The organism is Novosphingobium sp. AAP1 (assembly GCF_001295765.1).
GTDB classification, from domain to species: domain Bacteria; phylum Pseudomonadota; class Alphaproteobacteria; order Sphingomonadales; family Sphingomonadaceae; genus Novosphingobium; species Novosphingobium capsulatum.
Genome location: NZ_LJHO01000002.1, coordinates 725,979 through 752,309 on the forward strand (window position 1 = coordinate 725,979; position 26,331 = coordinate 752,309).

Annotated in this window: 22 protein-coding genes; 9 read left to right on the top strand and 13 right to left on the bottom strand. The window is 65.1% G+C overall.

Features of this window, described 5'->3' with window-relative positions; all coding sequences use genetic code 11:
- Positions 1-8: 8 nt before the first annotated feature.
- The gene (locus IP65_RS07135; protein ID WP_231627587.1) at positions 9-2,465 is read right to left on the bottom strand and encodes an exo 1,3/1,4-beta-D-glucan glucohydrolase; all 2,457 of its coding nucleotides are present in this window, start codon (positions 2,463-2,465) and stop codon (positions 9-11) included.
- A 242-nt stretch (positions 2,466-2,707) separates the two neighbouring features.
- Between IP65_RS07135 and IP65_RS07140 the strand changes: the two genes are divergently transcribed.
- The gene (locus tag IP65_RS07140; protein WP_255352175.1) at positions 2,708-3,715 is read left to right on the top strand and encodes a LacI family DNA-binding transcriptional regulator; all 1,008 of its coding nucleotides are present in this window, start codon (positions 2,708-2,710) and stop codon (positions 3,713-3,715) included.
- Between the two features lie 23 nt (positions 3,716-3,738).
- Here IP65_RS07140 and IP65_RS07145 read toward each other — a convergent pair whose 3' ends face one another.
- Together IP65_RS07145 and IP65_RS07150 are read right to left on the bottom strand one after the other, a co-directional pair.
- Complete coding sequence (locus IP65_RS07145; RefSeq protein ID WP_022676573.1) at positions 3,739-5,001, bottom strand: glycoside hydrolase family 6 protein; 1,263 nt, start codon at positions 4,999-5,001, stop codon at positions 3,739-3,741.
- Between the two features lie 104 nt (positions 5,002-5,105).
- Positions 5,106-6,917 carry a tannase/feruloyl esterase family alpha/beta hydrolase gene (locus IP65_RS07150; RefSeq protein ID WP_054131195.1) on the bottom strand — a complete coding sequence of 604 codons (1,812 nt, stop codon included), beginning with the start codon at positions 6,915-6,917 and terminating at the stop codon, positions 5,106-5,108.
- Positions 6,918-7,037: 120 nt separating this feature from the next.
- Here IP65_RS07150 and IP65_RS07155 point away from each other — a divergent pair, with 120 nt between their 5' ends.
- Positions 7,038-7,454 carry a MarR family winged helix-turn-helix transcriptional regulator gene (locus IP65_RS07155; protein WP_158271964.1) on the top strand — a complete coding sequence of 139 codons (417 nt, stop codon included), beginning with the start codon at positions 7,038-7,040 and terminating at the stop codon, positions 7,452-7,454.
- Between the two features lie 45 nt (positions 7,455-7,499).
- On the opposite strand, the gene IP65_RS07160 is transcribed toward IP65_RS07155, so the two are convergent.
- The 5 genes from IP65_RS07160 to IP65_RS07180 form a co-directional block, all read right to left on the bottom strand.
- Entirely contained in the window at positions 7,500-9,803 is a 2,304-nt protein-coding gene (locus tag IP65_RS07160) for a TonB-dependent receptor (protein WP_197279223.1), read from the bottom strand.
- Between the two features lie 286 nt (positions 9,804-10,089).
- Positions 10,090-10,359 (bottom strand): hypothetical protein, encoded by a 270-nt coding sequence (locus IP65_RS07165; RefSeq protein ID WP_022676576.1) that lies wholly within the window; start codon positions 10,357-10,359, stop codon positions 10,090-10,092.
- 67 nt (positions 10,360-10,426) lie between these two features.
- A complete protein-coding gene (locus IP65_RS07170) occupies positions 10,427-10,624 on the bottom strand; it encodes a hypothetical protein (protein WP_054131197.1) in 198 nt (65 codons plus the stop codon).
- 141 nt (positions 10,625-10,765) lie between these two features.
- Entirely contained in the window at positions 10,766-11,545 is a 780-nt protein-coding gene (locus tag IP65_RS07175; protein WP_054131284.1) for a sulfite exporter TauE/SafE family protein, read from the bottom strand.
- Between the two features lie 2 nt (positions 11,546-11,547).
- Positions 11,548-12,072 (bottom strand): rhodanese family protein, encoded by a 525-nt coding sequence (locus tag IP65_RS07180; RefSeq protein ID WP_054131198.1) that lies wholly within the window; start codon positions 12,070-12,072, stop codon positions 11,548-11,550.
- Positions 12,073-12,256: 184 nt separating this feature from the next.
- On the opposite strand from IP65_RS07180, the gene IP65_RS07185 reads away from it, so the two are divergent.
- Complete coding sequence (locus IP65_RS07185; RefSeq protein WP_054131285.1) at positions 12,257-13,129, top strand: MBL fold metallo-hydrolase; 873 nt, start codon at positions 12,257-12,259, stop codon at positions 13,127-13,129.
- Between the two features lie 18 nt (positions 13,130-13,147).
- On the opposite strand, the gene IP65_RS07190 is transcribed toward IP65_RS07185, so the two are convergent.
- The gene (locus tag IP65_RS07190) at positions 13,148-14,107 is read right to left on the bottom strand and encodes an MBL fold metallo-hydrolase (protein WP_054131199.1); all 960 of its coding nucleotides are present in this window, start codon (positions 14,105-14,107) and stop codon (positions 13,148-13,150) included.
- Between the two features lie 267 nt (positions 14,108-14,374).
- Positions 14,375-14,944: a MarR family winged helix-turn-helix transcriptional regulator gene (locus IP65_RS07195; protein ID WP_167542873.1), complete on the bottom strand. Its 570-nt coding sequence runs from the start codon at positions 14,942-14,944 to the stop codon at positions 14,375-14,377.
- 151 nt (positions 14,945-15,095) lie between these two features.
- On the opposite strand from IP65_RS07195, the gene IP65_RS07200 reads away from it, so the two are divergent.
- The 6 genes from IP65_RS07200 to IP65_RS07225 all read left to right on the top strand — a co-directional run bounded on the left by IP65_RS07200 (position 15,096) and on the right by IP65_RS07225 (position 24,074).
- The gene (locus tag IP65_RS07200; RefSeq protein ID WP_054131201.1) at positions 15,096-15,593 is read left to right on the top strand and encodes a DUF3237 family protein; all 498 of its coding nucleotides are present in this window, start codon (positions 15,096-15,098) and stop codon (positions 15,591-15,593) included.
- A gap of 26 nt (positions 15,594-15,619) precedes the next feature.
- Positions 15,620-17,266, top strand: a complete 1,647-nt coding sequence (locus IP65_RS07205) for a CocE/NonD family hydrolase (RefSeq protein ID WP_171800870.1) — start codon at positions 15,620-15,622, stop codon at positions 17,264-17,266.
- Between the two features lie 3 nt (positions 17,267-17,269).
- Positions 17,270-17,764, top strand: a complete 495-nt coding sequence (locus IP65_RS07210) for a DUF3237 domain-containing protein (protein ID WP_022676585.1) — start codon at positions 17,270-17,272, stop codon at positions 17,762-17,764.
- A gap of 96 nt (positions 17,765-17,860) precedes the next feature.
- Positions 17,861-20,800: a TonB-dependent siderophore receptor gene (locus IP65_RS07215; RefSeq protein WP_054131203.1), complete on the top strand. Its 2,940-nt coding sequence runs from the start codon at positions 17,861-17,863 to the stop codon at positions 20,798-20,800.
- 77 nt (positions 20,801-20,877) lie between these two features.
- Positions 20,878-22,470: a carboxylesterase/lipase family protein gene (locus IP65_RS07220; protein ID WP_054131204.1), complete on the top strand. Its 1,593-nt coding sequence runs from the start codon at positions 20,878-20,880 to the stop codon at positions 22,468-22,470.
- On the top strand, positions 22,467-24,074 hold the full coding sequence (locus IP65_RS07225; protein ID WP_054131205.1) for a tannase/feruloyl esterase family alpha/beta hydrolase: 1,608 nt from the start codon (positions 22,467-22,469) through the stop codon (positions 24,072-24,074). The genes IP65_RS07220 and IP65_RS07225 overlap by 4 nt, the downstream gene beginning before the upstream one ends.
- Here IP65_RS07225 and IP65_RS07230 read toward each other — a convergent pair.
- Genes IP65_RS07230 through IP65_RS07240 form a run of 3 tightly spaced genes read right to left on the bottom strand, consistent with a single transcriptional unit; the run spans position 24,056 to position 26,231 of the window.
- Positions 24,056-24,454: a nuclear transport factor 2 family protein gene (locus IP65_RS07230; protein WP_022676589.1), complete on the bottom strand. Its 399-nt coding sequence runs from the start codon at positions 24,452-24,454 to the stop codon at positions 24,056-24,058. The genes IP65_RS07225 and IP65_RS07230 overlap by 19 nt on opposite strands.
- Entirely contained in the window at positions 24,451-24,849 is a 399-nt protein-coding gene (locus IP65_RS07235; protein ID WP_022676590.1) for a nuclear transport factor 2 family protein, read from the bottom strand. The genes IP65_RS07230 and IP65_RS07235 overlap by 4 nt, the downstream gene beginning before the upstream one ends.
- Positions 24,846-26,231 (bottom strand): MFS transporter, encoded by a 1,386-nt coding sequence (locus IP65_RS07240; RefSeq protein ID WP_022676591.1) that lies wholly within the window; start codon positions 26,229-26,231, stop codon positions 24,846-24,848. Before IP65_RS07240 ends, IP65_RS07235 begins: the two co-directional genes overlap by 4 nt.
- Between the last annotated feature and the right edge of the window lie 100 nt (positions 26,232-26,331).

The following is a 26,331-nucleotide window of genomic DNA, read 5'->3' on the forward strand; positions in this document are numbered from 1 at the left end:
CGGCGCGGTCAGTTGCAGGTCAGCACCGGCCCGACCGGCGATACGATCCGCGCTGACGATAGCGTGACGGTCATCGCGCCACTGGTGGACAGCGCGATCGGTACGGTCACCTTGCTCATGTCCACGCCGGCCTTTTCAAAGCAGTGCAGCGGAATGGCGAGGCGCGACCACTGGCCAGCCTGCACCGCTTTGAACACGCTGCCGACCGGGAAGCCGCCGCCGCACTTTTCACCGCTGCATTGCATCAGCAGGCTCACATCGGCCGTGGGTGCCGCATCGATGCGGAATTCCAGCTCGACAGCGAGACCGCCATTGCTCTCGCGCGTCAGATTGACCGGCGTATCTCCGGCAATCGCCGCCATGGCGGGGCCAGCACCGGTCCAGTGCAGTCGCACTGAATCCTCTTGCGCATGGTGATCGGCGGGGCGCGCGTCGATCAATTCCGGGCCAGGATTGGTAGACAGCGCACCGGGCGCTCCCAGCAGCAACTGGCGCCCCGCCCCCGGCCGCCCGGCGGTATACAGCACGCCGGGATCAGCCGCCGCGACCGTGGCGCGCGCCTCGGGCAACGGTGCCAGATCGCCGGGCTGACCATATTTCAGGCCAAAGCCATAGGGGAACAGCGGATTGTAATCCTTGTCCCCCACGTTGACGGCGGTCTGATCGCTCGAACGCGGCCAGCTATAGGGCAAGGTGCCGCGAAAATCGGCCTTGCCGAACAATACGTCGGCAATGCCGCCGCCTTCGGAACCCGGCAGCCATGCCGCGACAAAGGCATCGGCGGCATTGAGGAACGGATTTACCCACATCGCCCGGCCCGACAGGAACACCGCCACGGTCGGAACGCCGGCGCCCTTGAGGCGGCGCAGCAGGGCCAGGCTGCGTGCATCGTCAAAACCGACATCGGGGCGATCGCCCTGGAATTCGGCATAGGGATCTTCGCCAAAGACCACGATCGCCACATCAGGCTTTTTGGTAAAGCTGCCATCGGCCGAAAGCGTGGCCGAACCGCCCGCCGCCTTTACCTGTTCGGCGATGCCGGACCAGATCGATTGGGCATGCGGGAAATCGGCCGGCTTGGTTCCGGTGCCCTGCCAGCTCAAGGTCCAGCCGCCGGTCTGCTTGGTCAGGTTGTCGGCGCCGTTGCCAGCCACCAGCACGTTGGACATGGGCTTGAGCGGCAGCAACTGCCCGGCATTCTTGAGCAGCACCAGCGATTCCCGCACGGCCTGGCGGGCTACGGCGCGATGCTCTGCGCTGCCCAACAGGTCGAACTGGCCGCCAAAGGGCCGGCTCGACGGCTTGCCCGCCTCGAACAGGCCAGCACGCAGCTTGACGCGCAGGATGCGCCGCACGGCATCGTCGAGCCGTGCCATGGGCAGTGACCCATCGCGCGCATGGGCCAGCGTGCTTTGCCACAGCGCTTTCCAGCTATCGGGCGCCATATACATGTCGAGGCCGGCCTTGGCGGCCTGGACGCAATCGGTGGCGGTGCAGCCGCTCACCTGGGCGTGGCCGTTCCAATCGCCCACCAGAAAGCCGTCAAAGCCCCAGCGCTGCTTCATCACCCCGGTCAGCAGCGACTGATTGCCGTGCATCTTGGTGCCGTTCCAGCTGGAAAAGCTCACCATGACCGACTGCACCCCGGCATTAAGCGCGGGAATGTACGGCGCACTGAAGGTATTGATCAGGCCGGCTTCCGAAATCCGCGTGTCGCCCTGGTCCTTGCCGCCATAGGTACCGCCATCGCCCAGAAAATGCTTGGCTGTGGCGATGATGTGCGGGCCGCGCAGCCAGTCCTTGTCACCGATCTTGCCTTGCAGCCCTTCGATCAGCGGAGCGGCATAGGAGGCGGCGATCTCCGGCGCCTCGCCAAAGCCTTCATAGGTGCGGCCCCAGCGATCATCGCGCACGATCGCCAACGTCGGGGCGAAAGTCCAGTCGAGCCCGGTAACGCGCATTTCCTTGGCCGTGACGGCGCCGATGCTGCGCAGCAATTCCGGGTCGCGCGCGGCGCCCAAACCAATGTTGTGCGGGAAAAGCGTTGCGCCGACCACGTTGTTGTGGCCGTGGACGGCATCACTGCCCCACATGATCGGGATGCGCGGCAGATTGCCGCTGGGCGCCATCGACGCTTCGTAGAACGCATCGGCCAGCGCCAGCCAGTCCTTGGCTGGCGCGTTGTAACGCCCACCGGGATCGGAATTACCGCCGTTCAGCACTGAACCGAGATGATAGCGACGCACGTCGTCGGGCGTGGTGCTGGCAATATCGCCCTGGATGATCTGCCCGACCTTTTGCTCAAGCGACATGGTCGCAAGCAACGCGTCGATCCGCTTTTCCATCGCGATGTCGAGCGCGATTCGCCCTTCACGCTGCGGCCAGAGGTCAGGATGCGCCGCGCCAGCGCCGTCGCTTACCCCTGCCTGTTGCGCACGGGCGGCCGGCACGAGTGCCGCAACCATCGCCACAGATGCCATCCGCAGCGCCAAGCCCTTGCGTCCCCTCACTCCCATGAAACCCCTCCTGATGTCGTACCGGCCCTGCTGCGCGGAACTGACAACGTTTACCGTCTTCCTGACAACGTTTACCGGCGGACATCGACAGAAGTCAAGAGACCCGCTAAGAAACCCGTCGCTCCCAAAGGTACCGATTGGACAGCAGCAGCACGGAGGCCCACATTTCCAGGCGTACGACGATCATCGATGTGGCCAAGATGTCCGGCGTTTCGCCCAAAACGGTCTCTCGCGCACTCAATGACGAACCGCATGTCAGCGCGCGCGTTCGGCAACTGGTCAAGGATGCGGCCGCCAAGCTCGACTATCATCCGAATCTGACCGCGCAGAGCCTGATCGCGCGGCGTAGCTTCCTGATCGGGCTGACCTATGAACGGCCGAGCCCGAGCTACGTCGTCGATCTGCAGAACGGCGCGCTGGATCGGATGCACAACGGGCGTTACCGGCTGGTGGTGCTGCCGTTCAACCACGCGTCGGAACGGCCAGAGGAACTGGGCAAACTGCTGCTGCGCACGGGCTTGGACGGCGTGCTCTTGGCGCCGCCAGCCTGCGATCAAATCGAACTGCTCGACCTGCTTGACCGCCAAGGGTTGCCTTATGCGCGGATCACCCCGCAAAAGGATCTTGCACGCGGGATCGTCATCACCATGGATGAAGTCGCCGCCGGCCAGGCCGTGGCGTCACACGTGCTGGACATGGGCCACAGCCGCGTGGGGATCATCCTGGGTGACCCGGCGCACGCCGCCAGCCTCGCCCGCCTGGAAGGGTATCGCCGCGCCTTTGCCGAGCACCGCAAAATCCTGGACGAGACCCTGATCGTCACCGGCGATTTCACTTATGCCGTGGGGTACGATGCCGCGCTCGATCTCTTGCGCCGCGATCCGGCACCGACTGCGATTCTGGCGCAGAACGACGACATGGCCGCCGCTGCACTCGCGGCCGCGCGCGCGCTGGGGCTTGCCGTGCCCGATGACCTGTCGATCGCCGGATTCGACGATTCGGAAGTGTCGCGCACCGCTTGGCCGCAATTGACCACGGTGCATCAACCCGTCAGCGCGATGGCCTGGGATGCGGCCGACCGGCTGATCGCCCGGCTCGATGCCACGCCAGATGGCCCCACCCTCGACCAGCGCCACGAGCATGCCCATGCGCTGCTGGTGCGCGGCTCAACCGCGCCACCGCCTGCTCACCAAGAGTAGCCCCACTTCCACGCCCGGCGCGCCTATTCCACGCCGGGGCGCGCCAGCGTAATCAGCTCGCGCGCCTGCTGCGCAAACCACGCGCCGGCTGCCGGCGCAACCATGCCCCGTTCGGGATCGCCCGGCCCGGCGGTGCCACGATAGCACTGGCCATCGGATTCACCGGGAATCTTGATCCACAGGAACGCGTCGATGTACGGATCGTCGCTGGCCAGGGTCGGCCGGCGGCCCAGCCCGCGTTCGGGCGGGTTGCACCACACCTCTGCATCGCGATAGTGCCCGGGCTTGGGCACCCATCCGCCCTGGCCATTGCGGCTGGTATCGAGCACGGCATGCTTTTGCGCCTGCGGATCGCGTTTCAGGTGCAGGCGCCAGAACAAGGTATCATAGGCGGCGTCTACATCCGCCCAGGCGCCCGGATAATCGCGCGCGCCGGTGATCGGCGTGCCAGGGCACTCGCGCGGGCTGAGCCCCCCTTGCGAGACCAGCGCCATGCAGTCGCTGACCCAGCGGGCGTACCGCTTGAGCCGGGTATCGCTCTCATAGTTCGACACGTTGAGGAAGAACCCCCGCGCCTTGCCTGCGTCGGCCATCAGGAGGCGTGCGGCAATTTCGCCGGGCGCCAGCCAGCTGCTGCCGCCACCGTCCATGTAGAGTTGCACACCTGGCAAGGCCGAGAGCACGGCCGCAGCATCGCGCAGCTGGCGATAGCGTTCGACCGTTGCCTTGGCATCCATGCCTGCCGGCCGGCAGCTTTCCGGCTGCCCATTCAACGTGGTGTTCCAAGGGATCACGCCCAAGCCGTCCGGCTCGAGGATGACGATGGCACGGCCGCTGCCGATGCCGGCGGCAAGACCGCGAACCCAGGCGGCATAAGCCGCGCTGTCTGCCGCTCCGCCGGCGGAATAGAGCGCGCAATCCCGGAACGGAATATTGTAAGCCACCAACACCGGAATCGCGCCCTTCGCGGCAGCATCGCCCACCAGCTTGTGCGCCTCTGCCTGCACCTGTTCGGGGGTGCCGCTGGTCAGCCACGTGCCAGTGGGGAAGCGCGCGATCAGGCGCGCGTCCTGCTCCGCCTGTCCGGTCAGCCCCTTGGCCGCCCGCACAACGGTGCTGTCGGGATTGACGTAGAGCGGCTGGTTCGAACCATGCGCCATGGTGCTGCCACCCAGCACCATGGCAAGCGAGGCAGCAAGCAGCGCCCGCGCGCCGATCCTTTGGGCGCGGCGGCGAAGAGAGGCATTGGAGTGGAAACCCATGTCTGCTCCGATAAACGAGGTCATGGCCGATTGATACAAACCTAACGCACGACTGACAACGTTTTCCGTCACACTTTAGCCAGGTACATTGGGCTCGATGTTGCGCAGCAAATCCCCGGTCGTCGCCGTTACCGGCAGACTGACGAAGCCGCGCTTTCGCTGTTGCCTGCGCGTGCATGCGGCCATTGCGGATAGGGGCACAGCAGGCGGGTGCGCCCTGGCCACGGGCTGTCCTCACCGGCCGTGGCGGTGATCGCCTGCGGCGCAATACCCTTTTCGCGCCAAGCGACCAGCGACAAGAAGATATCGAACCGATCGGTTGCCGGGCCACCGCGCCCGTGGTTCATGCCCGGAACCGCGTAAAAACGGATGAAGCGTGCAGAGTTGCCGTGCTCATGCCTGTCCACTGCGGACAGCCAGCGGATCGTATCGAGCACCGAAAACACCGGATCGCTGACACCGTGGAACACGATGATCTTGCCGCCACGCCGATAGAACGGCGAAAGATCGGTTGCGTCAGCGTGCATGAAATCCACCGGCGCTTCGTGCAATGTACCCCATTTGACATGCGCTGCGCGATAGGCCTCGTCAATGTCTGCGCTCAGCGCATAGCGGGTCAGCGAGGTGACATCGGCCGCTACGTCGAGCGGCGGCGAGCGGAAGACTGCCGAATTGGTAGGCGCGCCCAGGCGCAGCAAGGCGCCGTTGTTGATGGGTGAGGCATAACCCCCCATTTTCCAGATCCGCCAACCCTGCGTCACGCCATGGGCCGTGGCTGCACCAATGCCGGCATCCCACGCCCATTCGGAATAGATTGGCTTGCCATCACGGGTGCGCGGCCCACCCATCACCTTGCGCAGCGCCGCAACCTGCATCGGCAGCAGGCACGTGGCAGTCTTGCGTACCGGATCGTCGCTTGGGCAGGTGATCTTGGCCAGTTCGGGCACGACGCGCGCCGTGGTGCATGCGGTAAAATGCTCGATCATGCCATCGCTGCGCCCGTCGAGCGCATCGCAGGCCTTCAGGATCGCGCCCTGCGCCAAGAGAATGTCCTGGTCGCTCATCGCCTTGTTGACGAGTGGCAAGCCATCGTTGCCCAATTGTCCCATGGCCTTGGCGACAGCGCCAAAGGCCTGTTCATCCCACAGCTGTGCAATGGACGCATAGGCCAGATGAAAGCCCGGATACCCGATCAGCGCGGCGTCGAATTCCTGCGGGAAACGCTGCACCGCCATCATCGCTTCCTGGCCGCCCTTGGAGCCGCCAACGAAATAGGTGAACGCTGGCGCGCGGCGATAATAGGCCTGGATCAAGGCCTTGCCCGCCTGTACCACCGGGCCGATGTAGCCAAAGCCATAGTTGTGCCGCGCCAGCGCGTCATGGCCGAACGTCACGACACCCTGGCGCGCCGGATCGTTGTTGACCGAGTTATCATGCCCGGAGTCTGAAGAAACGACGGCATAGCCCTGTGCCAGTGCGGTCACGCCCGGTTGGCTGGAAAAGCCGCCCGTCGCATCGCCCAGGTTGCCATCAGACCCACCGCCGCCCTGGAACACAAAGCGGCCGTTCCACGCGGCGGGCAGGCGCATGTGAAACTTGATCGCATAGATTTGCCCATTGGCACCCGCGCGTTCCTGTAGTTTGCCAATCACTTCGCAATGCGCCGGCATTGCCGGGATTGCAGCAGCTGGGCGGGCGCCATCCGCCACCGGCATCTCCTGTGCCGTTGCCGCACGAAAGACGGCCAGCGACAGCGTGGTGGATGCATCGGGAAACGTGGCTTTGGCCAAGGCGGCACAGTCCTGTACGGAAGGGGCTTGTGCGGAAGGAGCCTGCGTGGACTGGGCCTGCGTGGACTGGGCCTGCGCCGCACGCGCTGGGCCGATCCCGGCGAGCAGAATTGCCAAGGTCAACGGGGCCATCGCCAGATTGTGCTTCATCGCCACTCCTTTGCTCGGTGCTTGATCGCCATCGCGTTATGCTAAATAACATACCCTGTGCGGGGGCAAATTCCGCCGCTCCGCTTGCCCAGGCGGCATCAGATCGAGATGAACATTTCCATGGACAATCCGTTTCTCGCCTATCCCGGCTATCTTCTGCGCCGCGCCGCCAGCAGCCGCCTGGCCCAATTGGCGCAACATCTCGAGCCAATGGGCGTGGGCGTATCGGAAGCCTCGATCCTGGTGCTGATCGGCCGCAATCCAGGACTGTCACAAGCCGAATGCGGGCGCCTGCTGTCGATCAAGCGCCCCAACCTCAACCCGATCATCCGCCGCTTTGTGGAACGGGGACTGGTCGTGACCGGGCCGGGCCGCGGCCGCATCCAGACTTTGCACCTCAGCCCAGCTGGAACAAACCTGGCCGAACGCATCGTGGCAGAATTTTCCGCCCATGAAGCGCGCATCTATGCCGCGGTGCCAGAGCATCTCAAGGCCGAACTGGTGCCTTTGCTGCGGGCATTGTGGTGCCCGCCATAATGCTTTCCCGGCAGGGCAAGCGCCCCGCCGGGAAGAGACGCACCATCAGAACGTCTTGCTGAAGCGAACGCCATATTCGCGCGGCGCGCCATAGAGTTCGTTCTTGCCGTTCTGCCCGGCGACATAGAACTTGTTGGCCAGGTTGGTGCCATAGACCTCGGCCTTGAAGCCCCCCATGTCGAGCGTGATGCTGCCCTGGAGCAACCCGCGCGCCGCGATCAGGTCGGTAGCCGCCTGATAGGTGGGATAGGCCCACTGCGACCCGATGTAGGCATAGCCCAGGCGCGGGGTCAGCGTGCGTTCACCACCCAGGTCGATGCGATAGGCGGCTGACACGTTCCACGTCCACTTCGGGCTGTAGAGGTTCGGCCCGCCCGACGTGCTCGTGATCACATAGTTGAAGCAGCCGTTGCCGACCGTGCCCGGCGTGCCTGCCGGATTGCACTGCGGCGTGCTTACACCAGCCGGGATCGCCCACTTGTTGACGAGCGAGAGCGCGCTGAGCGAACTGTCGACGAACGACAGGCCACCATCCACCGACAGGGCATCGAACTTGCCCTGGAAGCTGGCCTCAAACCCCTTGATGTCGGAGTTGGCGAGATTGACCACGCCGCTCTGGCCCGACAGCGGATTGATCACGTCCATCTGGAAGTTGTTATACTTCATGTAGAACGCGCCGATCTGCGTCTTCAACCGGCGATCGAAGAAGCTGGATTTCCAGCCCGCTTCATAGTCCCACACCGTTTCCGGGCGAAAGCTGCCGCCCGGCGGGTTGATGCCGCCATTCTTGTAACCGCGCGCGGCAAAGACAAACAGCAGGTTGTCGGCATCGGGCTTGAAGTTTAGCGCGAGCTTGCCGGTCATGCGGCCATCGCCCTCGTTACCGGTCTGCGGCACCAGCACCGAGGCACCTACCGGCGGCACCGTCATCACCTGGGTGATGGTGGAGCCCGGCGCGGCGCGATAGACCGCGCCAAAGCCATCAACGTGGAAATGCGAATAGCGCAAACCGGCATCGACCGAGAACTTGGGCGCCAACTGATAGCTGGCCTGCCCGAATACGCCCAGCAACACCTTGTTGGTCATCGGCTGGGGCAGTGTGGTGAACGCGCCGTTGGTGCTGTTCCAGTTGCGCAGATCAATCTTGTTGCGCTGCGCATAGCCGCCCAGCACATACTTGAATGCGCCGCTGTCGGGCGAGATGATGTTGATTTCCTGGCTGTAAACGCGCTCGCGCACGTTGTTGGCGCCAACCACCTGGTTCTGCACCTTGCCCAGCGCAGCCAGCGCGGGATAGCTGGCCCAGTTGGTGGGGTTGATCGAGGTGGCGTCGGTTTCCGACACAGCCGCCAGGCGCTTGTTCTGATAGGCCGTGACCGAGCGCAGCGTCAGCCCGCCATCGAACTGGTACTTCGCTTCCAGCATCGTGGTGAAGGCACGCTCGAAGTTGGCGACCGGCGAGTCATAGCTCACCGTCCAGGGCGTGTTGGTGCGGCCCACGACATAGGGATTGTTGGCCAGCGTGGTGTTGATCGGCTGCAGCGCAAAACCGCCGGTGCGACGCTGCACCGCCTCAACCTTCAAGTTGGCCTGAAACCCGCCAAGCTTCCACAGCGCCTGCACGCGACCATCGATTTCGTTGAGCCGTTCTGGCTGGTTCTTGGCCGGCCCGATATCCTTGAACCAGGCATCATGGCGATTGAACAGGCCAGAAGCACGGATGGCGAAGTTATCACCCACCGGCAGGTTCAGCGCGCCGTTGATGCCGGCATTGTTGTAATTGCCGTAATTGGCGCTGGCATAGCCACCCAGCTTGCCCAGCTGCGGACGCTGCGTGGTGAGGTAGACGGCGCCACCGGTGGAATTGGCACCCGACAGCGTGCCCTGCGGCCCGCGCAGCACTTCCGCGCCAGCCATGTCGTAGAACTGCCCGTTTGACACGATCGGGGTCTGGAACACGCCATCGATATAGGTGGCGACCCCGTTGGTTACCTGCGGCGAGGCGGAAGCAAGCCCGATGCCGCGAATGTTGAAGCTGTCGGTGATGCCGGAACGCGAAATGGTGATGCCGGGCGCGGCGGTCTGCAAATCCAGCGCACGGGTCACGCGCTTTTCGGTCAGGGCGTCGCCCGAAAGTGCGGTCACCGCGATATTGACGCTCTGCACGCTTTCACGACGGCGCTGCGCGGTGACGACGATGTCCTTGACGTCGGGATCGCTCGGGGCAGCGGAAGCCGGCGCAGCGGCTGCCTGCTCCGGCGCGTCGGCAGCGAACGCCGGGATCGTGCAAAGGGCCGAGGTGCCCAGCAAAGCGCACGCCAGCCAAGGTTTCACTCGATATGCAGTCATTTTCCCTCTCCAAACCTGCAACGCGTTTCGCGCCATCAAGTTATGTTATATAACATATTATAGTGATGATCCAGAGGCTCATTGGAGCGCCCGCAAGAGATTTTCAGCTGTGGCTGCTTGGCAACACCGTCGAAAGCCAGCCCTCAATTGACTGGGAGCAGGCTTCGCGATTCCTTCGACCGGCGGCTGATCCCGATTCCAAGCAGTGCCGCATCACGCATAAAGTCAGCCTGTTCAGATACATGAGCTGGACTACAGCAGTTGCCCCCAGGCACCAGCGGTTCTTTCACGAACTGGCGACGGGCCAGAACAGGATTGCCGTGCCGTCCCGGGTGACCAGGCGCGAGCCCTGGTTGTAATAGTCGATCGCGATTGGCAGGCCGAACAGCCGTCGCATCAGCGCATAGCCGGGCATGATCTCGAGCTTGGCCCGCTCGGCCAGCAGTCGGTGCCAGTCCGTCTCGGTCAACCACCAGCGCACGGGTTGAAATTCGTCAGCCCTTCCCCGTGCCGCCGTGCCATGGAAGAGGTATTCGGCGCGCTCGAGAATGCTCATGCGGCCAGTTCCACACCGCGCGTGTACCAGGCAGTGCCTGCCCCGGCCACACGGGACTGCAGACGCGTCACGACGATCGACGGCGCGTTCCGAGCGCCTGCGCGAAAAGCAGTACGGCCGCGCCAGCAACCAAGATGGCACTGCCGCGCCCCGCAAAGGCGATAACCGCATCGGCAGCCGGCCGGGCATGCGCCGCCATCACCAGCGCAACGATGAACAAGGCCATGCCCGATGCCAGCATGGCCGCAACGGTGCGTCTGATCATGGCAGTTGGCTCCGATTTCAGGCGAGCCAGTGTACGGACCAGCCAGAACGCCTGCTACCGCTATTGCCGAAGGTCATCGCGCTTTGGCCCAAAATCGACGGGCAAAATGCGATCGGGCGAACCGCTATGGAACAGCGCCGGTCAGAGCGAGGACAGCGTCACATAGGTGCCCACCGCGATGACCACGGCGGCAAACCCGCGCTCTAGAAGCCCCTTGTGCGTGCCGATGATCTTGCCAAGCGCGATGCCCGCCATCGTACCGATGACGCCACCGGCAACCAGCAATGCCGTCACGTTCCAATCCACCAGCCCTGACATGGCGTAGGATGCCGCAGTGGTGAAGCCCAGCGCGCTGACCACGGCGAGCGACGTGCCGATGGCAAGCGGCAGCGGCATGGCGGTGGCCAGAATCAGCCCCGGCACGATCAGAAACCCGCCGCCAATGCCAAAAAACCCTGCAGCCAGGCCAACCGCAAAGCCAATCGGAACCAGGCGCGGCAACAGCTTTACCGCGCTTTCGCGGGTCAGCCGCACGTCGGGCGCCTCCTGCCCACGCCGCTTGCGCAACATCAACAGGCCCACGCCGATCATCAACAGCCCGAACAGCACCAGCAACCGTTTGCCGTCAACAGCCTTGCCCAGTTCGGCACCCAATGCCGCGCCAGCCATGCCCGACAGGGCAAAGACGCTGGCACAGCGCCACTTCACCCGCCCGCCGAGCGCATGACCGACCAAACTGGCCAGCGCATTGACGGTGACAGCGACAGCGGCGGTGCCGATAGCGGCGTGCGGCGAACCAATCCGCACGACATAGACCAACAGCGGCACGGCCAGAATCGATCCCCCTCCCCCGACCAAGCCAAGGATCAGACCGATCACGCCGCCCGACAGGAGCGCTGCGAGGACAGTGGCGGAGTGCATGATCACCGCAAGACACCAGCCCGCCGGTTCCATGGCATCACCCGCAGCAGATGGGCCATGCCGCACCATCCCGTCACGCCGGCAAACATCAGCCCTGCGCCCACGAACGCCGACAGCGCGAAAAAGCCCGGCGCCACGAGCACGCCAAGCAGCACCCCTGCAAACACCAGCGCGCCCGCGGTAATCTGCACCTGGCGCATGATCTCCAGCGGCTGCGCCCGGTCGATCACCGTAGGATGGCCAGCCTGCCGCCAGGCATCGATCCCGCCGCCGAGAATGAAGGCAGGTGCGCCCCCGGCTGCGGCGGCGAGCTGGGCTGCGTTGGCGGCAGTCCGCATTCCTGACTTGCAGTGGAAAACGACAGGCCGATCGTCCCGCGGCAGATCGCCGATGCGGTCCAGAAGGATGTTGACGGCTCCGGGAATACGCTCGCGCGCGTGTTCATCGGCGCCGCGCACATCGATCAGACGCGCGCCAGTATCGATCGCGGCGCGGGCATCTAGGGGGGAAAGGTTGGCAAGCGTCATCGCATCACTCCTTGCAGCATCAGCCGGCGTGCATTGCCGAGCGCCCCGAGCGTATCGACGACTGGCCTGGCCTTGGTCTCGAACGTCGCCAGATCCATTGCGGGTTTGAGCATCAGCGCCGTTCCATTAGATATTGCTAAAGTAGCATCTCCCAATATATTAGCAAGGGCTAACGGAGGAAATGATGGCACAGCCCTTTATCCAGGCGTTCTTCGACGAACCGACCAACACGATCAGCTACCTGGTTGCAGACCCGGCTACGCGCACAGCGGCAGTGATCGACCCCGTGCTCGACTTCGACATGGCTGGCGGAATCGCCGACACGCGCTCGGCCGCGCAGATCCTGGCCTTCGCCCAGGCGCATGACTGGCGGATCGCCATGGTGCTGGAAACGCACGCCCACGCTAATCATCTGTCGGCGGCACCGTTCATCAAGGCACATACCGGCGCCTGGATCGGGATCGGCGTGCATATCCGCGACGTGCAGAAGATTTTCCGGCCCGTGTTCGCCATTGACGATCTTAAGACCGACGGTTCGGATTTCGATCGGCTGTTCGCGGATGGTGAGCGTTTTGCCATCGGGGAACTGGAGGTTGAGGTGCTGCATGTGCCCGGCCACACGCCGGCTCACGTGGCCTATCACATTGGCGATGCAGCATTCGTGGGCGATACGCTGTTCATGCCTGACTATGGCACCGCACGCGCCGATTTCCCGGGCGGAGACGCCCGCACGCTCTATCGCTCAATCCGCCGTCTGCTGGCCCTGCCCGATGCGACGCGGCTGTTCCTCTGCCACGACTACAAGGCGCCGGGCCGCAATGACTACCGCTGGGAAACGACCGTGGGCGAACAGCGCCGATCCAGCATCCACGTTCACGACGGCGTGAGCGAGGACGATTTCGTCGCCATGCGGGAGCAGCGTGACGCCGGGCTGTCGGTCCCCAAGCTGCTGCTCCCCTCGATTCAGGTCAATATTCGGGCCGGCCAATTCCAACCGGCCGACGCGAACGGCGTTACGTATCTGCGCATCCCGGTGAAATGGCAGAAGCGTGGGTAATTCGCCGGTGGAAACCGATCAAAGCGCAACTTTGGTCAGGTCTGCACCCACGATGATCCACCCTTTGAAAACGCTGCGAATTTCAGCGACGTCCGATGGATCGGTGACGCCAATATGCGTGAGGACCAGGGTCTTTACTCCTGCCGCTGCGGCCAGCTTGCCCACTTCCAGCGGCGAGAGATGTTCGCGGTCCATGTGTGGTCGCACAAACGGCGGCACCGCCGCACGATCAGCGTGCGAGGCCATTTCCGAAACCAGAACGTCGGCGCCTTTGGCCAGCGTCGCCACTGCTTGAGAGGGACCGGTATCGCCGGTGAACACGATAGAGCGCCCCTTTGCGTCAAAGCGCAAAGAATACGACTTGTTGACCGCCGCCGGGCTTCCGTCAGGAAAGTCAAAGTGCGTGTTGACCACGGCCGACACGCTCACGTTGCCATCGTCGAAGATGGTGCCCGCCCCATATTCATGGGCCACCACGAACTCTGCGGGGGTGTGTTTCAATCCCTGCTCAGCCATGCGGATGCGAGCGTTGGGAACCATGACCTGGACCACACCCCTGACCAAATCGACGGTGCCAGCCGGGCCATAGACATCAAGACGTGGCGCGCGCAGCGTATAGCTGAAAGATGCCAGCCCTGGCAGCCCGGCATAGTGATCATCGTGCAAGTGGGTGAGGAAAACGATCGGCGCTGCGGGAGCCTGCATTCCTGCCTTGCCCAGTTGATGCACCACTCCTTCGCCCGCATCGACGAGATAATTCCGGCCGCCAATCGTCAGCAGCGTGGCAATGCCAGCGCGATCGGCGCGCGCCAGGGGGCCGCCGGCCGTCCCGAGCAGCAACAGCCCATCTGACGCTTGCGCGGGGGCGGTGCTGGCCGCCGCCGCTGTTGCCGGCTTGGTGGAGGCAACAGCGCTGCCCGCCATCGCCGCACAAACCACGACCGCGAGAGTTTTGGCCAGAATTACCTTGCGCATCATTCTATTCCTTGCGCTGGCAAGCCGCGTCGTAGCGCGTCGCAGCTCAGCGTTTTGAATGTATTGGAGCATTGGGAGAACGTAGCGACACTCGGACTCATGCCTGCCGGAATGACGGATAATCGCCCGCATGCATCCTCTCCTGCACCGCCTTATCGGCCCGCGATACGGCAGCGCGCTATCAGCCAGAAATACATTTTACCTCTGATGCCATTGGATAGGCCTATGGCCAGGTCGAAACGACCGCATGAAACCGCGATGTCGCTGGCTTCACGCCTTCAGCGCATCCGGGTTTGACAGCACGATGCGGCGCATCACCGTGCGCAGTGCGGTGTCGAGTTGGGCGCGGTCTTCGCTCGACAGGTCTTCCAGCCATTCCTCGTACATATGGGTGCGTTCTTCACGCACCATGGCGTAGATCGCCTTTCCTTCCGGCGTCAGCGAGATCAGGCTGCTCTTGCGGTTGCGCGGGTTGGGATCGCGCTGGATCAGCTTGCGCGACTCGAGCGCGGCAACCGCGCGGCTCACCTCGGAACGATCAACAAATGCCGCCTCGGCAATTTCGGCGGCGCTGCATTGCTTCATCAGTTCGACGTGGGAGATGACGCGCCATTCCGCCAGCGACATGGCCGCGCGGTCGCGCACGTGTTGCGAGGTGACGCGGTCGATCATCTTGGCCAGCAGCAGGACCCGATAGGGCAGATGGCTCAGCCCGAACAGCTGCCAGCGCCGCTCTGACGCGGCCAGCATCGCGTGCCCGTCACTCTGGCCCGGCACGAGGGAACTGTCATCCGCGACGCGCGCGTAGCTGGGATTTTCACTGGCGCTGTCCGTGTCCATGCCCATCGCCATAGCCAAAAGAATGCCCCTTGTCATGCCAGACTTGTGGATGTATCAACACCTGACATAGTGAGAAATCAACAACTCGCAAAGCCATTCAGGAGAGGATCGCTTGGCCGAATCCCACCCCCCCGCGCCGGCACACCCCCCGGTGTCGGCGCACCCCCTTGCGTCCGACCATCCGTTCGCGCCGCGCTGCGAATTTGCCTTTACCATCTCGATCGATCTCGCCGGTCTGCGCTGGATCGAACCCTCTGCCATTGGCGATACCCGCGCGGCGATCTATGCGGCCAAGGGCACGATCGAGGGGCCACGCCTCAACGGCCGGGTGATCCCGATGTCGGGTGGCGATTTCCCGTTGCAGCGCCCCAACGGCGTGATCGACTTCGATGCGCGCTACTTACTCGAAGCCGATGATGGCGCGGTGATCTATATGCAGAACCGCGGTTATCGCTGGGCACGCAGCCCCGAAATCGCGGCGCGCATGGCCCGCAACGAGGACGTGGGCACCGACGATTACTACATGCGCGTGGCGCCCCGGTTCGAAGCGCCCGAGGGGCCTCATGCCTGGATGAGCCAGCACGTGTTCATCGGCGTGGCGGAAAAGATCCCCAACGCCAACCGCATTCACTACTTCGTGGTGCTGTGATGGTTGCGCCCGCGTTCGCCCCGCTCATGCGCCCCGGCAAGGATCCCCATAGCGCGCCGGGCAAGCCGCCCCTGCCGCCGCGCGATCATGCGGTAGAGCATGATGCCGGGCTGGTGATCGAACGCAACGTGGCGATCCCGCTGCGCGATGGCGTGCGCATCTATGCAGATATCTATCGCCCGGCAGGAACGGTGGGCCTGGCAGACCTGCCCTGCCTGCTGTCGTGGAGCCCCTATGGCAAGCACGCCCGCAGCAACCGGGTGTTCTGGCCCCATTCCGGCGTCGATCCCGCCTGGCTTTCACCGCTGACGCCGTTCGAAGGCGCCGACCCCCTCGCCTGGTGCCCACGCGGCTATGCCGTGGCAGTAGTCGATCCGCGCGGCGCCTGGCTTTCCGAAGGGGATTTCCACCACAATGGCGCGGTAGAGGCGCAGGACTGCGCCGATACCATCGCCTGGCTGGCAGAGCAGCCCTGGTCCAACGGCAAGATCGGGATGACCGGGGTCTCCTATCTCGCCGCGATCCAGTTCTGGGTGGCGGCGCTGGCCCCGCCCGCGCTGGCAGCGATCAATCCGTGGGAAGGCTTTACCGACTGGTATCGCGAATTCGCCTATCACGGCGGCATTCTCGAAACCGGGTTCCTGCCCCGCGCGTCGGACAACATCGCCTATTCGCTGGGCCAAACCGAAGACACCTGGGCCAATGCCCAGGCCCATCCGCTCCACGATGCGTTCTGGCAGGGCAAGGAAATCGACCTCGGCGCGATCCGCACCCCTGCCTGGGTCGTGGCAAGCTGGTCGGACCAAGGGCTGCACACCCGTGGCACGCTCGAAGCGTTCAAGGCCATGGCCAGCCCGCAAAAATGGCTGACCGTGCACGGTCAAAAGAAGTGGGCCAACTATTACCGGCCCGAGAGCCAGGCCGGGCGCGAAGCGTTTTTCGATCACTTCCTGCTTGGCCGCGCAACCAGCCTGGCGGCCTGGCCGCGCGTGCGGATCGAAGTGCGCGATCGCCACGATATTGCCGAGTGGCGCGACGAGGCCGAATGGCCGCTGGCCCGCATCAAGCCGACGCCGCTGTGGCTAGGCGCCGACGGTGGACTGCACCTGGCCGCACCGCACGCAGCAGGCAAAACGGCCTATGACGCACAAACCGGCAGCGCCGTGTTCGAGCACCGCTTTGCCCAGGATACCGAGATCACCGGCCATGCCTCCCTGCGCCTGTGGGTGGAGGCCGAGGGCGCCGACGACATGGACCTGTTCGTTGCCCTGCAAAAGCATGACGCCACCGGCGCGCCTGTGGGGCAGACCTTCTACGCCTTTTTCGAAGACGGGCCGGTTGCCCTGGGCTGGTTGCGCGCCAGCCATCGCGCCACCGATCCACAGCGCAGCACCCCGCTACAGCCGTTTCATGCGCATACGGCCGAGCAGCGCCTGCGCCCCGGTGAAATCGTGCCGGTCGATATCGAGATCTGGCCGTCGTCCACCCGCTTTGCCGCCGGGGAAAGCCTGCGCCTGGTGATCCAGGGGCGTGACATTCCCGACAAAGGCCTGCCCGGCCTGCCTTTTGCCCGTCACGAGCAGACCCGCAACGCCGGGCGCCACGTGCTGCACCTGGGCGCGGCACACCCATCGCACCTGCTGCTGCCGGTTGTTCCGGCCAGGGAGGACTAGGTCATGGACCACGCCGACGATCTTGCGCTGCATGCCGAGCACGCGTTCGATATCCGCATCAATTTCGACAAGCGCTGGGTCTGGCCGATTTCGGGCGGAGCCAGCGCCGGCTACACCTCGGTCGGCGCAGACTGCATCGTGTCGGGGCCACGGCTCAACGGCCGGCTGGTCGATTTCAGTGGCGCGGATTGGCCGATCGTGCGCGCCGACGGCGTAGTCGAATTGAACGCCCACTACATGATCGAGGCCGACGACGGCGCCCATATCTACATCCACAACCGTGGCTATGTGCACGGACCGCTGCGGCTTCCCGGCATGGCCGACGATGCGCCAGCCATTCCGCGCTATTTCCGCTGCACGCCCTATTTCCGCGCGCCGACCGGGCCGCACGAATGGCTCAACCGCAGCGTGCTGGTTGGGGTGGGCGCGCGGCGGCCGCACGTATCGCCCAGCGATCCGCCCGACCATTCGCTGTTTCGCTATTACCTCGTGCGGTGATCCAGGCGCCCAGCCACCCCCCCCCCCCCGCACGAATGCCATCATCAGAACCATAAACCCCGAACCTGCAATCGGGGAACGAGAGAGGACGCCATCATGAAGGGTAAGACTGCCAACGCTTCCGCCCGCCACGCCAGGCTGCTCGCCAGTGCCGCGCTTGGCCTTGCCGCGCTGCCATCATGCGCCGCGGCGCAAGAGGCCCCCGCCGCAACGCCGGCCCCCTCCGCCGATCTGCCCGCTGATCAGCCCGCTGGGGCCGAACGCGCCGAAGAGCAGGCGATCATCGTCACCGGTTCGCGCCTTGCCAACTCCTCGTTTAACGCGCCCACGCCGGTTACCACGCTGGGCACCGAGCGGCTGCAAAAGATGGGCTCGACCAACATTGGCGAAGCCCTGGCCACGCTGCCCTCGTTCCGCGCATCGTCCTCGCCATCGAATTCGACCGTGGGGTCCAATATCAGCCCGGTCAATGCGGGCGCCCGCATCGCCGATCTGCGCGGTCTTGGCCAAAGCCGCACGCTGGTGCTGGTCGACAGCCGGCGCTTTGCCCCCAGCACGTCCACCGGCACGGTCGATCTCAACCTGATCCCCACGCTGCTGATCGAACGCGCCGATATCGTCACCGGCGGCGCCTCTGCCGCCTATGGCTCCGACGCGGTTTCGGGGGTGATCAACATCATCCTCAACAAGCATCTCGAAGGGGTGCGCAGCAATTTCGAATATGGTGTGACCGATCGCGGCGATGGCAACAACTACGTGGCCCAGATCGCGGCCGGCACCAGCTTTGCCGATGGCCGCGGCCACGCCGTGGTCGGCGCGGAATACGACAAGGATCTGGGCGTAGGCGGATGCTACACCCGCACCAACTGCTCGAACGAGGTGGGCAATCTGACCCAGACCGCTGGTATCAACGGGCGGCCGGCCAACAACATTGCCTATAACGTGCACACCGCCACGCTCACGCCGGGCGGGTTGATCACCGGCGTCGTCAATGCTGCCGGCACGCGCTCGGCCGCGCGCGGTGGGCCGCTCGGCGGTTTGCAGTTCGATGCCAATGGCAACCCCGTGCCGTTCTCTTATGGCCAGAACGCCGGGGCCTTGTTCATGGAGGGCGGCACGGGTGCCGGCCTCAACAGCTTCTTCGGCGATCCCGCGCTGTCGATCCCGGTCACGCGCTACAACGCGTTCGGCCATTTCGAATACGAAGCCTCCCCCGCTTTCACGGGCTTCATCGACATGAGCTATGGCCATGTCGCCGGCTATACCAGCGGGCCCGAAGTGCGCGATGGCGGTTTCCCTGGCAACGGCAGCCTGATCAGGATCGACAATCCGTTCCTGCCCAGCGCGATCAAGCAGACGATGCAGGCCAACGGGATTACCGGCCTCGTCATCGGCAAGCTCGGCACCGATTTCGGGCAGATGGACAGCGTGTCCAAGCGCGACACCTTCCGCATCGTCACGGGCGCCAACGGCAAGCTGGGCGGCACCTGGGCATGGGATGGCTATGTCCAGTATGGCGTGACCGATTATACCCAGTCCACGGTCAACGATCGCATCACGGCCAACTATGCCAAGGCGATCGATGCCGTGGCCGATCCCGTCACCGGCAAGCCGATCTGCCGCGTCGCGCTCACCGATCCCAACACGGCGTGCCGGCCGCTCGATATCCTGGGCCAAGGGCAGTTCTCGCCAGAGGCCAAGGCCTATGCCTTTGGCACGACCTACCAGCACACGCGGTTCAGCCAGTGGGCGGGCGCCGGAAACGTGCACGGCACGCTGTTCGAAGGCTGGGCCGGGCCGATGACGCTCGCCACCGGGGTGGAAGCGCGGCGCGATCAGTTGTCGATCACCGTGGACCCGATCTCGGCCGCCAACGGCTTTTACGTCTACAACGCCACGCCCACGCGCGGCCACGTCAACGTGATCGAGGGCTATGTCGAAGCGGGCTTGCCGCTGCTCAAGGACAGCCCGCTCGGCCGCAGCCTCGATCTGAACGGCGCAATCCGCCGCACCCATTACAACACCGCCAACCTGACAGTATCCAACAGCTTCAACGCCACCACGTGGAAGATCGGTGGCACCTATGCGCCAATCGATGGGGTGCTGCTGCGGGTGACGGAATCGCAGGATATCCGCGCGCCTAACACGGCAGAACTGTTCACCACCCCGGTCACGGGCGTGGGCGCACTGTCCGATACCAAGACCGGCTCGCAAGTGTTCGCCACGATCTACACCGGCGGCAACATCAACCTGCGCCCGGAAAAGGCCCGCACTTTCACCACCGGGATCACGCTGCAACCCGGCGGAGCGCTGCGCGGGCTGCGGCTTTCGGCGGATTACTACAAGATCAGCATCCGCGACGCGATCGCCACGCTGGGCGCGCAGGTCATCGTCAATACCTGCAACACCACCGGCGCTGCCGATATCTGTGGCCTGGTGACACGCAATTCCAGCGGCATTCTCCAGTCGGTGTCGGTGCTCTATCTCAATCTCAACCGCCAGGATCTCAAAGGCCTGGATTTCGAAGCCAGCTATCACACCAACCTGGGCGCGGAATCATCGCTCGATCTGCGCGGCCTCGCCACACATACCATCAAGCTGACCAATAGCGCGGTGCTGATGCCGGGCACAACCACGCCGGTCAACCGGGCTGGCGACAACGGCCTCAACGGGGTACCATCCTGGGTGGTTGACGGGTTCGCCTCGCTGACGCTGCGCCGCCTCACGCTCAACCTGCAGGGGCATTTCATCTCGGGCGGCAAATACGATGCGTCGCTGATCGGGCCGGAAGACCCAGGCTATAGCGTCAATCTGGTCAACAGCATCAACATCAACCGCGTGCCATCACGGTTTTACACCAATATCGGCGCCAGTTTCGATCTGATCAAAAACGGGCCGCGCACGCTCCAGGTCTATGGCAACGTCACCAATCTGTTCGATGTGATGCCGCCGCCCTTGTGGAACGGCAACAACAACTCGGTCTATTACGACGTGATCGGCCGGCGCTACCGCGTGGGCGTACGCTACAACTTCTGACCGACCCTGCCGATCGTGGCAAATGGAGGCCGACCAGCGAGCGGGCCTCCACCAGCCCTGTTTACGGAGTGCCTGCCATGGCTGACAACGCCGCGCTAACCACCCCTGTCAACCGGCGGACCGTGCTGGGCGCCACGCTTGCCGCCGGCGGCGCACTGTGCCTGGCCCCGGGCAGCCGTGCTGCAGAGGGCGGCGTGGTGCGCACCACCAGCGGGCTGGTGCGAGGATCGATCGAGCAGGGCGTGCATGTCTTTCGCGGCCTGCCCTATGGCGCCGACACGGATGGCGCGCGGCGGTTCCTGCCGCCCGTGCCGCCACCACGCTGGTCCGGGGTGCGCGACGCGCTGGCGTTCGGCGATCGCTGCCCGCAGCTTGCCCCACCCGGCGCCCCTGCCGAAACAGGCGCGCGGCAAAGCGAAAACTGCCTGGTCCTCAATGTCTGGACGCCGGGCGTGAACGATGGGCAGCGCCGCCCGGTGATGGTGTGGATCCATGGCGGCGGCTTTGCGCTGGGCGCCGGCGATGCGCCGGTCAACGATGGGCTGCGGCTGTGTCAGCGCCGCGATGTGGTGGTGGTCTCGGTCAATCACCGTCTCAACGCGTTTGGCTACCTCCATTTCGGGGATCTCGCCAAGTCCGGCACGGCGGTATCGAATGTCGGCCAGCTCGATCTTGTCGCCGCGCTGCGCTGGGTGCGCGCCAGTATCGCCGCGTTCGGTGGCGATCCTGGCCGGGTCACGATCTTCGGGCAATCGGGCGGGGGATCAAAGGTGGCGGCGCTGCTGGCGATGCCAGCGGCACGCGGCCTGTTTCAGCGTGCGATCCTGCAAAGCGGGTTTGGCACCTACACCATCGCGCCCGATGACGCGGAACGCCAGACCCGTGCGATCATGGCCGCGCTCGGCTTGGCGCCAACCGCGCTCGATGCCTTGCGCCAGGTGCCGGCGAAACGCCTGCTCGATGCCGTCGCCCAGGTAACGGGCGGTGACCCCACCCGCGGGCCGGGCGTGGTGGCCGATGGCACCGTCGTGCCCCACACCCCCTTTGGCCCCGGCGCACCGCCGGTGGCGCCCGACGTTCCCCTGCTTGTCGGCCATACTGCCACGGAAACCACCGGGTTGTTTCCCCCGCCCGGCGCTTTCACGCTCGATTGGCCGGGCTTGCCGGCCATGCTTCCCGCCAGCGTCCACGACGCGGCAGGCCTGATTGCCGGCTTTCGCGCGCTTCATCCCGGCGCCAGCGCAAGTGACGCCTATTTCGCCATCACGACCGAGCTGGGCATGGGCCGCAACGCCCGCATCGCCGCCGATCGCCATGCCGCGCTCGGCCGGGCGCCGGTCTTTGCCTATCTGCTCGATTGGCCGGTCAAGCCGCAGGGTGGCCGCATGCGCAGCCCGCACGGCCTCGATCTGCCGCTGGTGTTCGATACCCTGGCGCGCGCACCCGGCGCGATCGGACCCGATTTTGCCGCTGCGCAGCCGCTTGCCGACACCATGAGCGCGGCATGGACGCACTTTGCGCGCCATGGCGATCCCAACGGTGCCGGTGTTCCGCATTGGCCCGCCTATCGGCTGCCCCAGCGGGAAACCATGGTGTTCGCGGCAGTATCGGGCGCGCGCGCCGATCCGCTGGGCGCCGAACAGGCGCTGATCGCACGGTACGCCGCATGATGCGCGGCCTTGCACTCGCATTCGGTCTTTGGCTGGGCATGCTCTGCGCCGCCACGGCCAACGCTGTTCCCGCTGCCCCGCTGCTCGCTCTGCCGGAAAGAGCCACGCAGGCACCCGTGCTTCCCTGCGCCGCGCTGGTCACGCCCGTCACAGCGCGGGCCGACCCGATCGCCTATCGCGTGATCAGTGCCAGCGAACAAGATGCCACCTGCATCGTCACCGGCTATGCCGCGCCACAAACCCAGTTCGTCTTGCGCCTGCCGCTGGCGGGCTATCGCGGCCGCTATCTTCAGGGCGGATGCGGCGGCATGTGTGGCGTGATCGGCAACACCATCGTGCCGTCATGCAGCAACGCCCATCTCGCCGACGGTGGCTTTGCCGTGGCCTTTGACAATGGCGGCCATTCCGGGGCCGGTATCGGTGATGCCACCTGGGCCAGTGACCCGGAATTGCGAATGCAGTTTGCCCACAAGGCAACCCACGCCACGGCGATGGCAGCCAAGGCAATCGTCACACGGTTTTACGGCAGCGCGCCCACGGCCAGCTATTTCGTCGGCTGCTCGGGCGGCGGACGCGATGCCTTGATGGAGGCGCAACGCTACCCCGACGATTTCGACGGCATTGTTGCTGGTTCCTCGGTCTCCATGCCCGCAGCGATGCAACTGTTCCTGTGGGAAGCGCAGCACGGGCTCGACGCAGCCGGGCATGAGGTCTTCACCCCCGCCGCAGTCGCCCTGCTCCACCAGGCGGTAATCACCAACTGTGACGCGCTGGACGGCATTCGCGATGGCCAGATCGACGATCCGCGCCGCTGCCATTTCGATCCGGCCACGCTCCGCTGCCGCGACAAGGACGGCAGCGATTGCCTCAACACATCACAAGTCGATGCCGCGCGGGCCTATTACCAGGGGCCGACCGCGCCCGATGGTACGGCGCTGTTTCCAGGTGGCGCGCCTTATGGCAGCGAACTGGGCTGGGTCGGTCCGGGCGCGGCCACGCAGACCGGCAAGTTTGCCGCCGAAGCGTTTCTTTCGCGGCTGCTGCTGCTGCCCGATGCGCTGCCGGAAAACTTCACCTGGCGCGATTGGCGCTTCACCCGAGCCAGCCTCGCCCGGCTGCTTGCCGCCGGGGCGCCGTTCGATGCCACCGATCCTGATCTCACCCGCTTTCGCGCCCATGGCGGCAAGCTGATCCTGTGGCAGGGCCTGGCCGACAACGCCGCCGGCGCGCGCGGCATGCTCGATTACTATCAGGCCGTGCGCGACACCATGGGCGGCCTTGCCGCCACGCGCGCGTTCGCCCGGCTGTTCCTGGTGCCCGGTGGCTATCACTGCCAGGGCGGCTATGTGCCCTATGAGCAGGATTTCCTGGGGGCGATGGTGCAATGGGTCGAACAAGGGAATGTGCCCGATGCAGTGCCGGCGGTGGCGCGCCTCGCCGATGGTGCGCTGCGCGAACGGCCGCTTTATGCCTATCCCACGGGCACGCGCTATCTGGGAGGTGACGTCAACCGTGCGGGCTCATTCGCGCCGGCCGCGCCCAGCACCGAACCGGCCGATGGCTTTCCCTGGCCGGGCAGCAAGGCTCACGCCACGGGGCGATAAGCCCGCTTGAGCACCGCCGCGCGAATGCGGGTGTAATGCGGCCCGGCAAAATCATAGAATACCAGGCTGTTGAGATAGCGCCGATCACCGCGCCGCATCGGCCCGGCAGCAAATTCCGGCAGGTCGGTCAGCGCCAGGAATTCGGATTCCAGCTCTGCCGCCAGCACCTGGCCATCGTGAAAGCATTGCCGCACGGTGATGGTGCGCTGGGTCTGCTGCTTGATCGGGCGATAGAACGCCACGATCGCCTCGCGGCCCACCAACTGGGTGCCGTTGCCGATCACCAGCCGCACATCGGGCGCATAGAAATCGCACAAGGCATCATAATCGCTGCGGTTGAACGCATCGATATAGGCGGCAAGGCGGGCCTCGGGCGTCATGCTGCGCCCCTGCCAAAGCGCGCCGATCGCACGCGGACAAAGTGTCCGTCTTCAATATCATAGATCACGAAGTTAACGCTCTCCCGACGATCGCCCGCGCGCATGGCGCCGGTCGGCATTTCGGGCCAGTCGCGACGCGCTACCAGGCTCGTGCGCAGTTCGGCGGCAATGCGGCTGCCATCCGGCGCGCCGACAAATGTCAACAGGTCCAGCGTTTCATCGAGGTGCGCCTTCACGGTGCGATAGAAATCAAGCACCGCCGCGCGCCCCACCACTTGGGCAGCCTGGCCGGCAAAGACCACGTCCGGCGCATAATAGGCGCCAAAGCCGTCAAAATCGTTGCGGTTGAACGCGGCGATATAGCCCTCGAACCAGGCACGCAGATCCGCGCTCATGCCGCCGGTTCCGCCACGAAATAGTCCTGGCGCAGGGTGCGCGCGGCCAGCAGGAACATCGCGGCCGCGACAAAGAACACGCACACCGACGCCATCAGAGCTGACCGCAACCCGCTGGCCGAGGCCATCGCGCAGGCCTGGTGCGCGGCATCAAGCGCCCCCATACCGGGCCGCGCAGCAGGGCACCGCGCCAGATAATCCGCCGCGCCATAGGCCCGCGTGGCGAACCAGTCGCTCATCCAGCCCACGAACGTGGGGCCACCGCCATAGCCAACCAGGGTATAGAACATGCCGAACACCGCCGCCCCGGTGGCGCGCATGCGCGGCTCCAGCAGGTTCTGGATCATGCCCGTGGTCGGGCCGTAATACAGCAGCAGGAAGCAGCCCGAGATGATCAGCAGCACCGTGCCGGTAACCGGCGAGGCGGCATTGAGCGCAATCCAATAGGAGAACGGCGCGATGAGCAGGCCGATCGCCGCGCCCCAGGCCGGCCAGCGTCCATCACCCCGCCGCGCCAGCCAGTCGGTGCCGAACGACCCGATCAGCAGCCCGCTGCCCAGCGCCAGTGCCGAAATCGTGCCATAGAGCGTGCCGGCCGTGCGCGCCGGCAGATCATAGGCACGGCTGAGGAACACGGCCAGGAACTGCGAGATCGAACTCATCCCAAAACCGGCCAGCGCGCCGCCGGCGATCACGTAGACCAGCGCCGGCTTGCGCCCCACCACCTTGAGGAACGCGCGAAAATCGGGCGCCGGGCGCGGCGTTGCGCCAAGGCCATCGGCCAGCCCGCGGCGCGGTTCGCGCAGCAGCAGCACGACGAGCAGGCCTATCAGCAGCCCCGGCAGGCCCATCACCACGAATGCGGTGCGCCAGCCCCACAGCCCCGCCACCGCGCCGCCCGCCGAAGCGCCGATAAACGTACCGATCGGAGACCCGAGGAGGATCAGCCCCATGACCGAGGCGCGCCGCTGCCGGGGAAAGAGATCGCCAACCAGCGACGAGGTCGCCGGCTGCGATCCCGCCTCGCCCATGCCCACGCCAATGCGGCACAGCATCATCTGGACAAAGCTGCCGGCCGCGGCACAGGCCATCGTCATGCCCGACCAGAACACGATGGCGGCGGTGATGATGCCCAGGCGCGATCGGCGTTCCGCAAGCCGGCCGATCGGCACGCCGAGCAGCGCATAGAGCACTGCGAACGACAAGCCCTGGAGTATGCCAAGCTGAAAATCGCTGAGCGCAAGGTCGCTCTTGATCGCCTGCGCGGTGACAGCAAAGACCGAACGGTCGGCGAAGTTGAACGTCGCCACCAGGAAACTCATGGCGATGAAAGTGCGGCCGTATCCTGGCGACAACAGCCGCTCGTCTTCATCGTTGCGCATCGCTCTCCTCCGCCCGGCATCGCGCCGCGCTTGTCTCGTGCTGCGCCGCTGCCATGGCAGTCTTGCGCCTTCACCGCCGTTGTGAAGGAAGGTTGGTGAT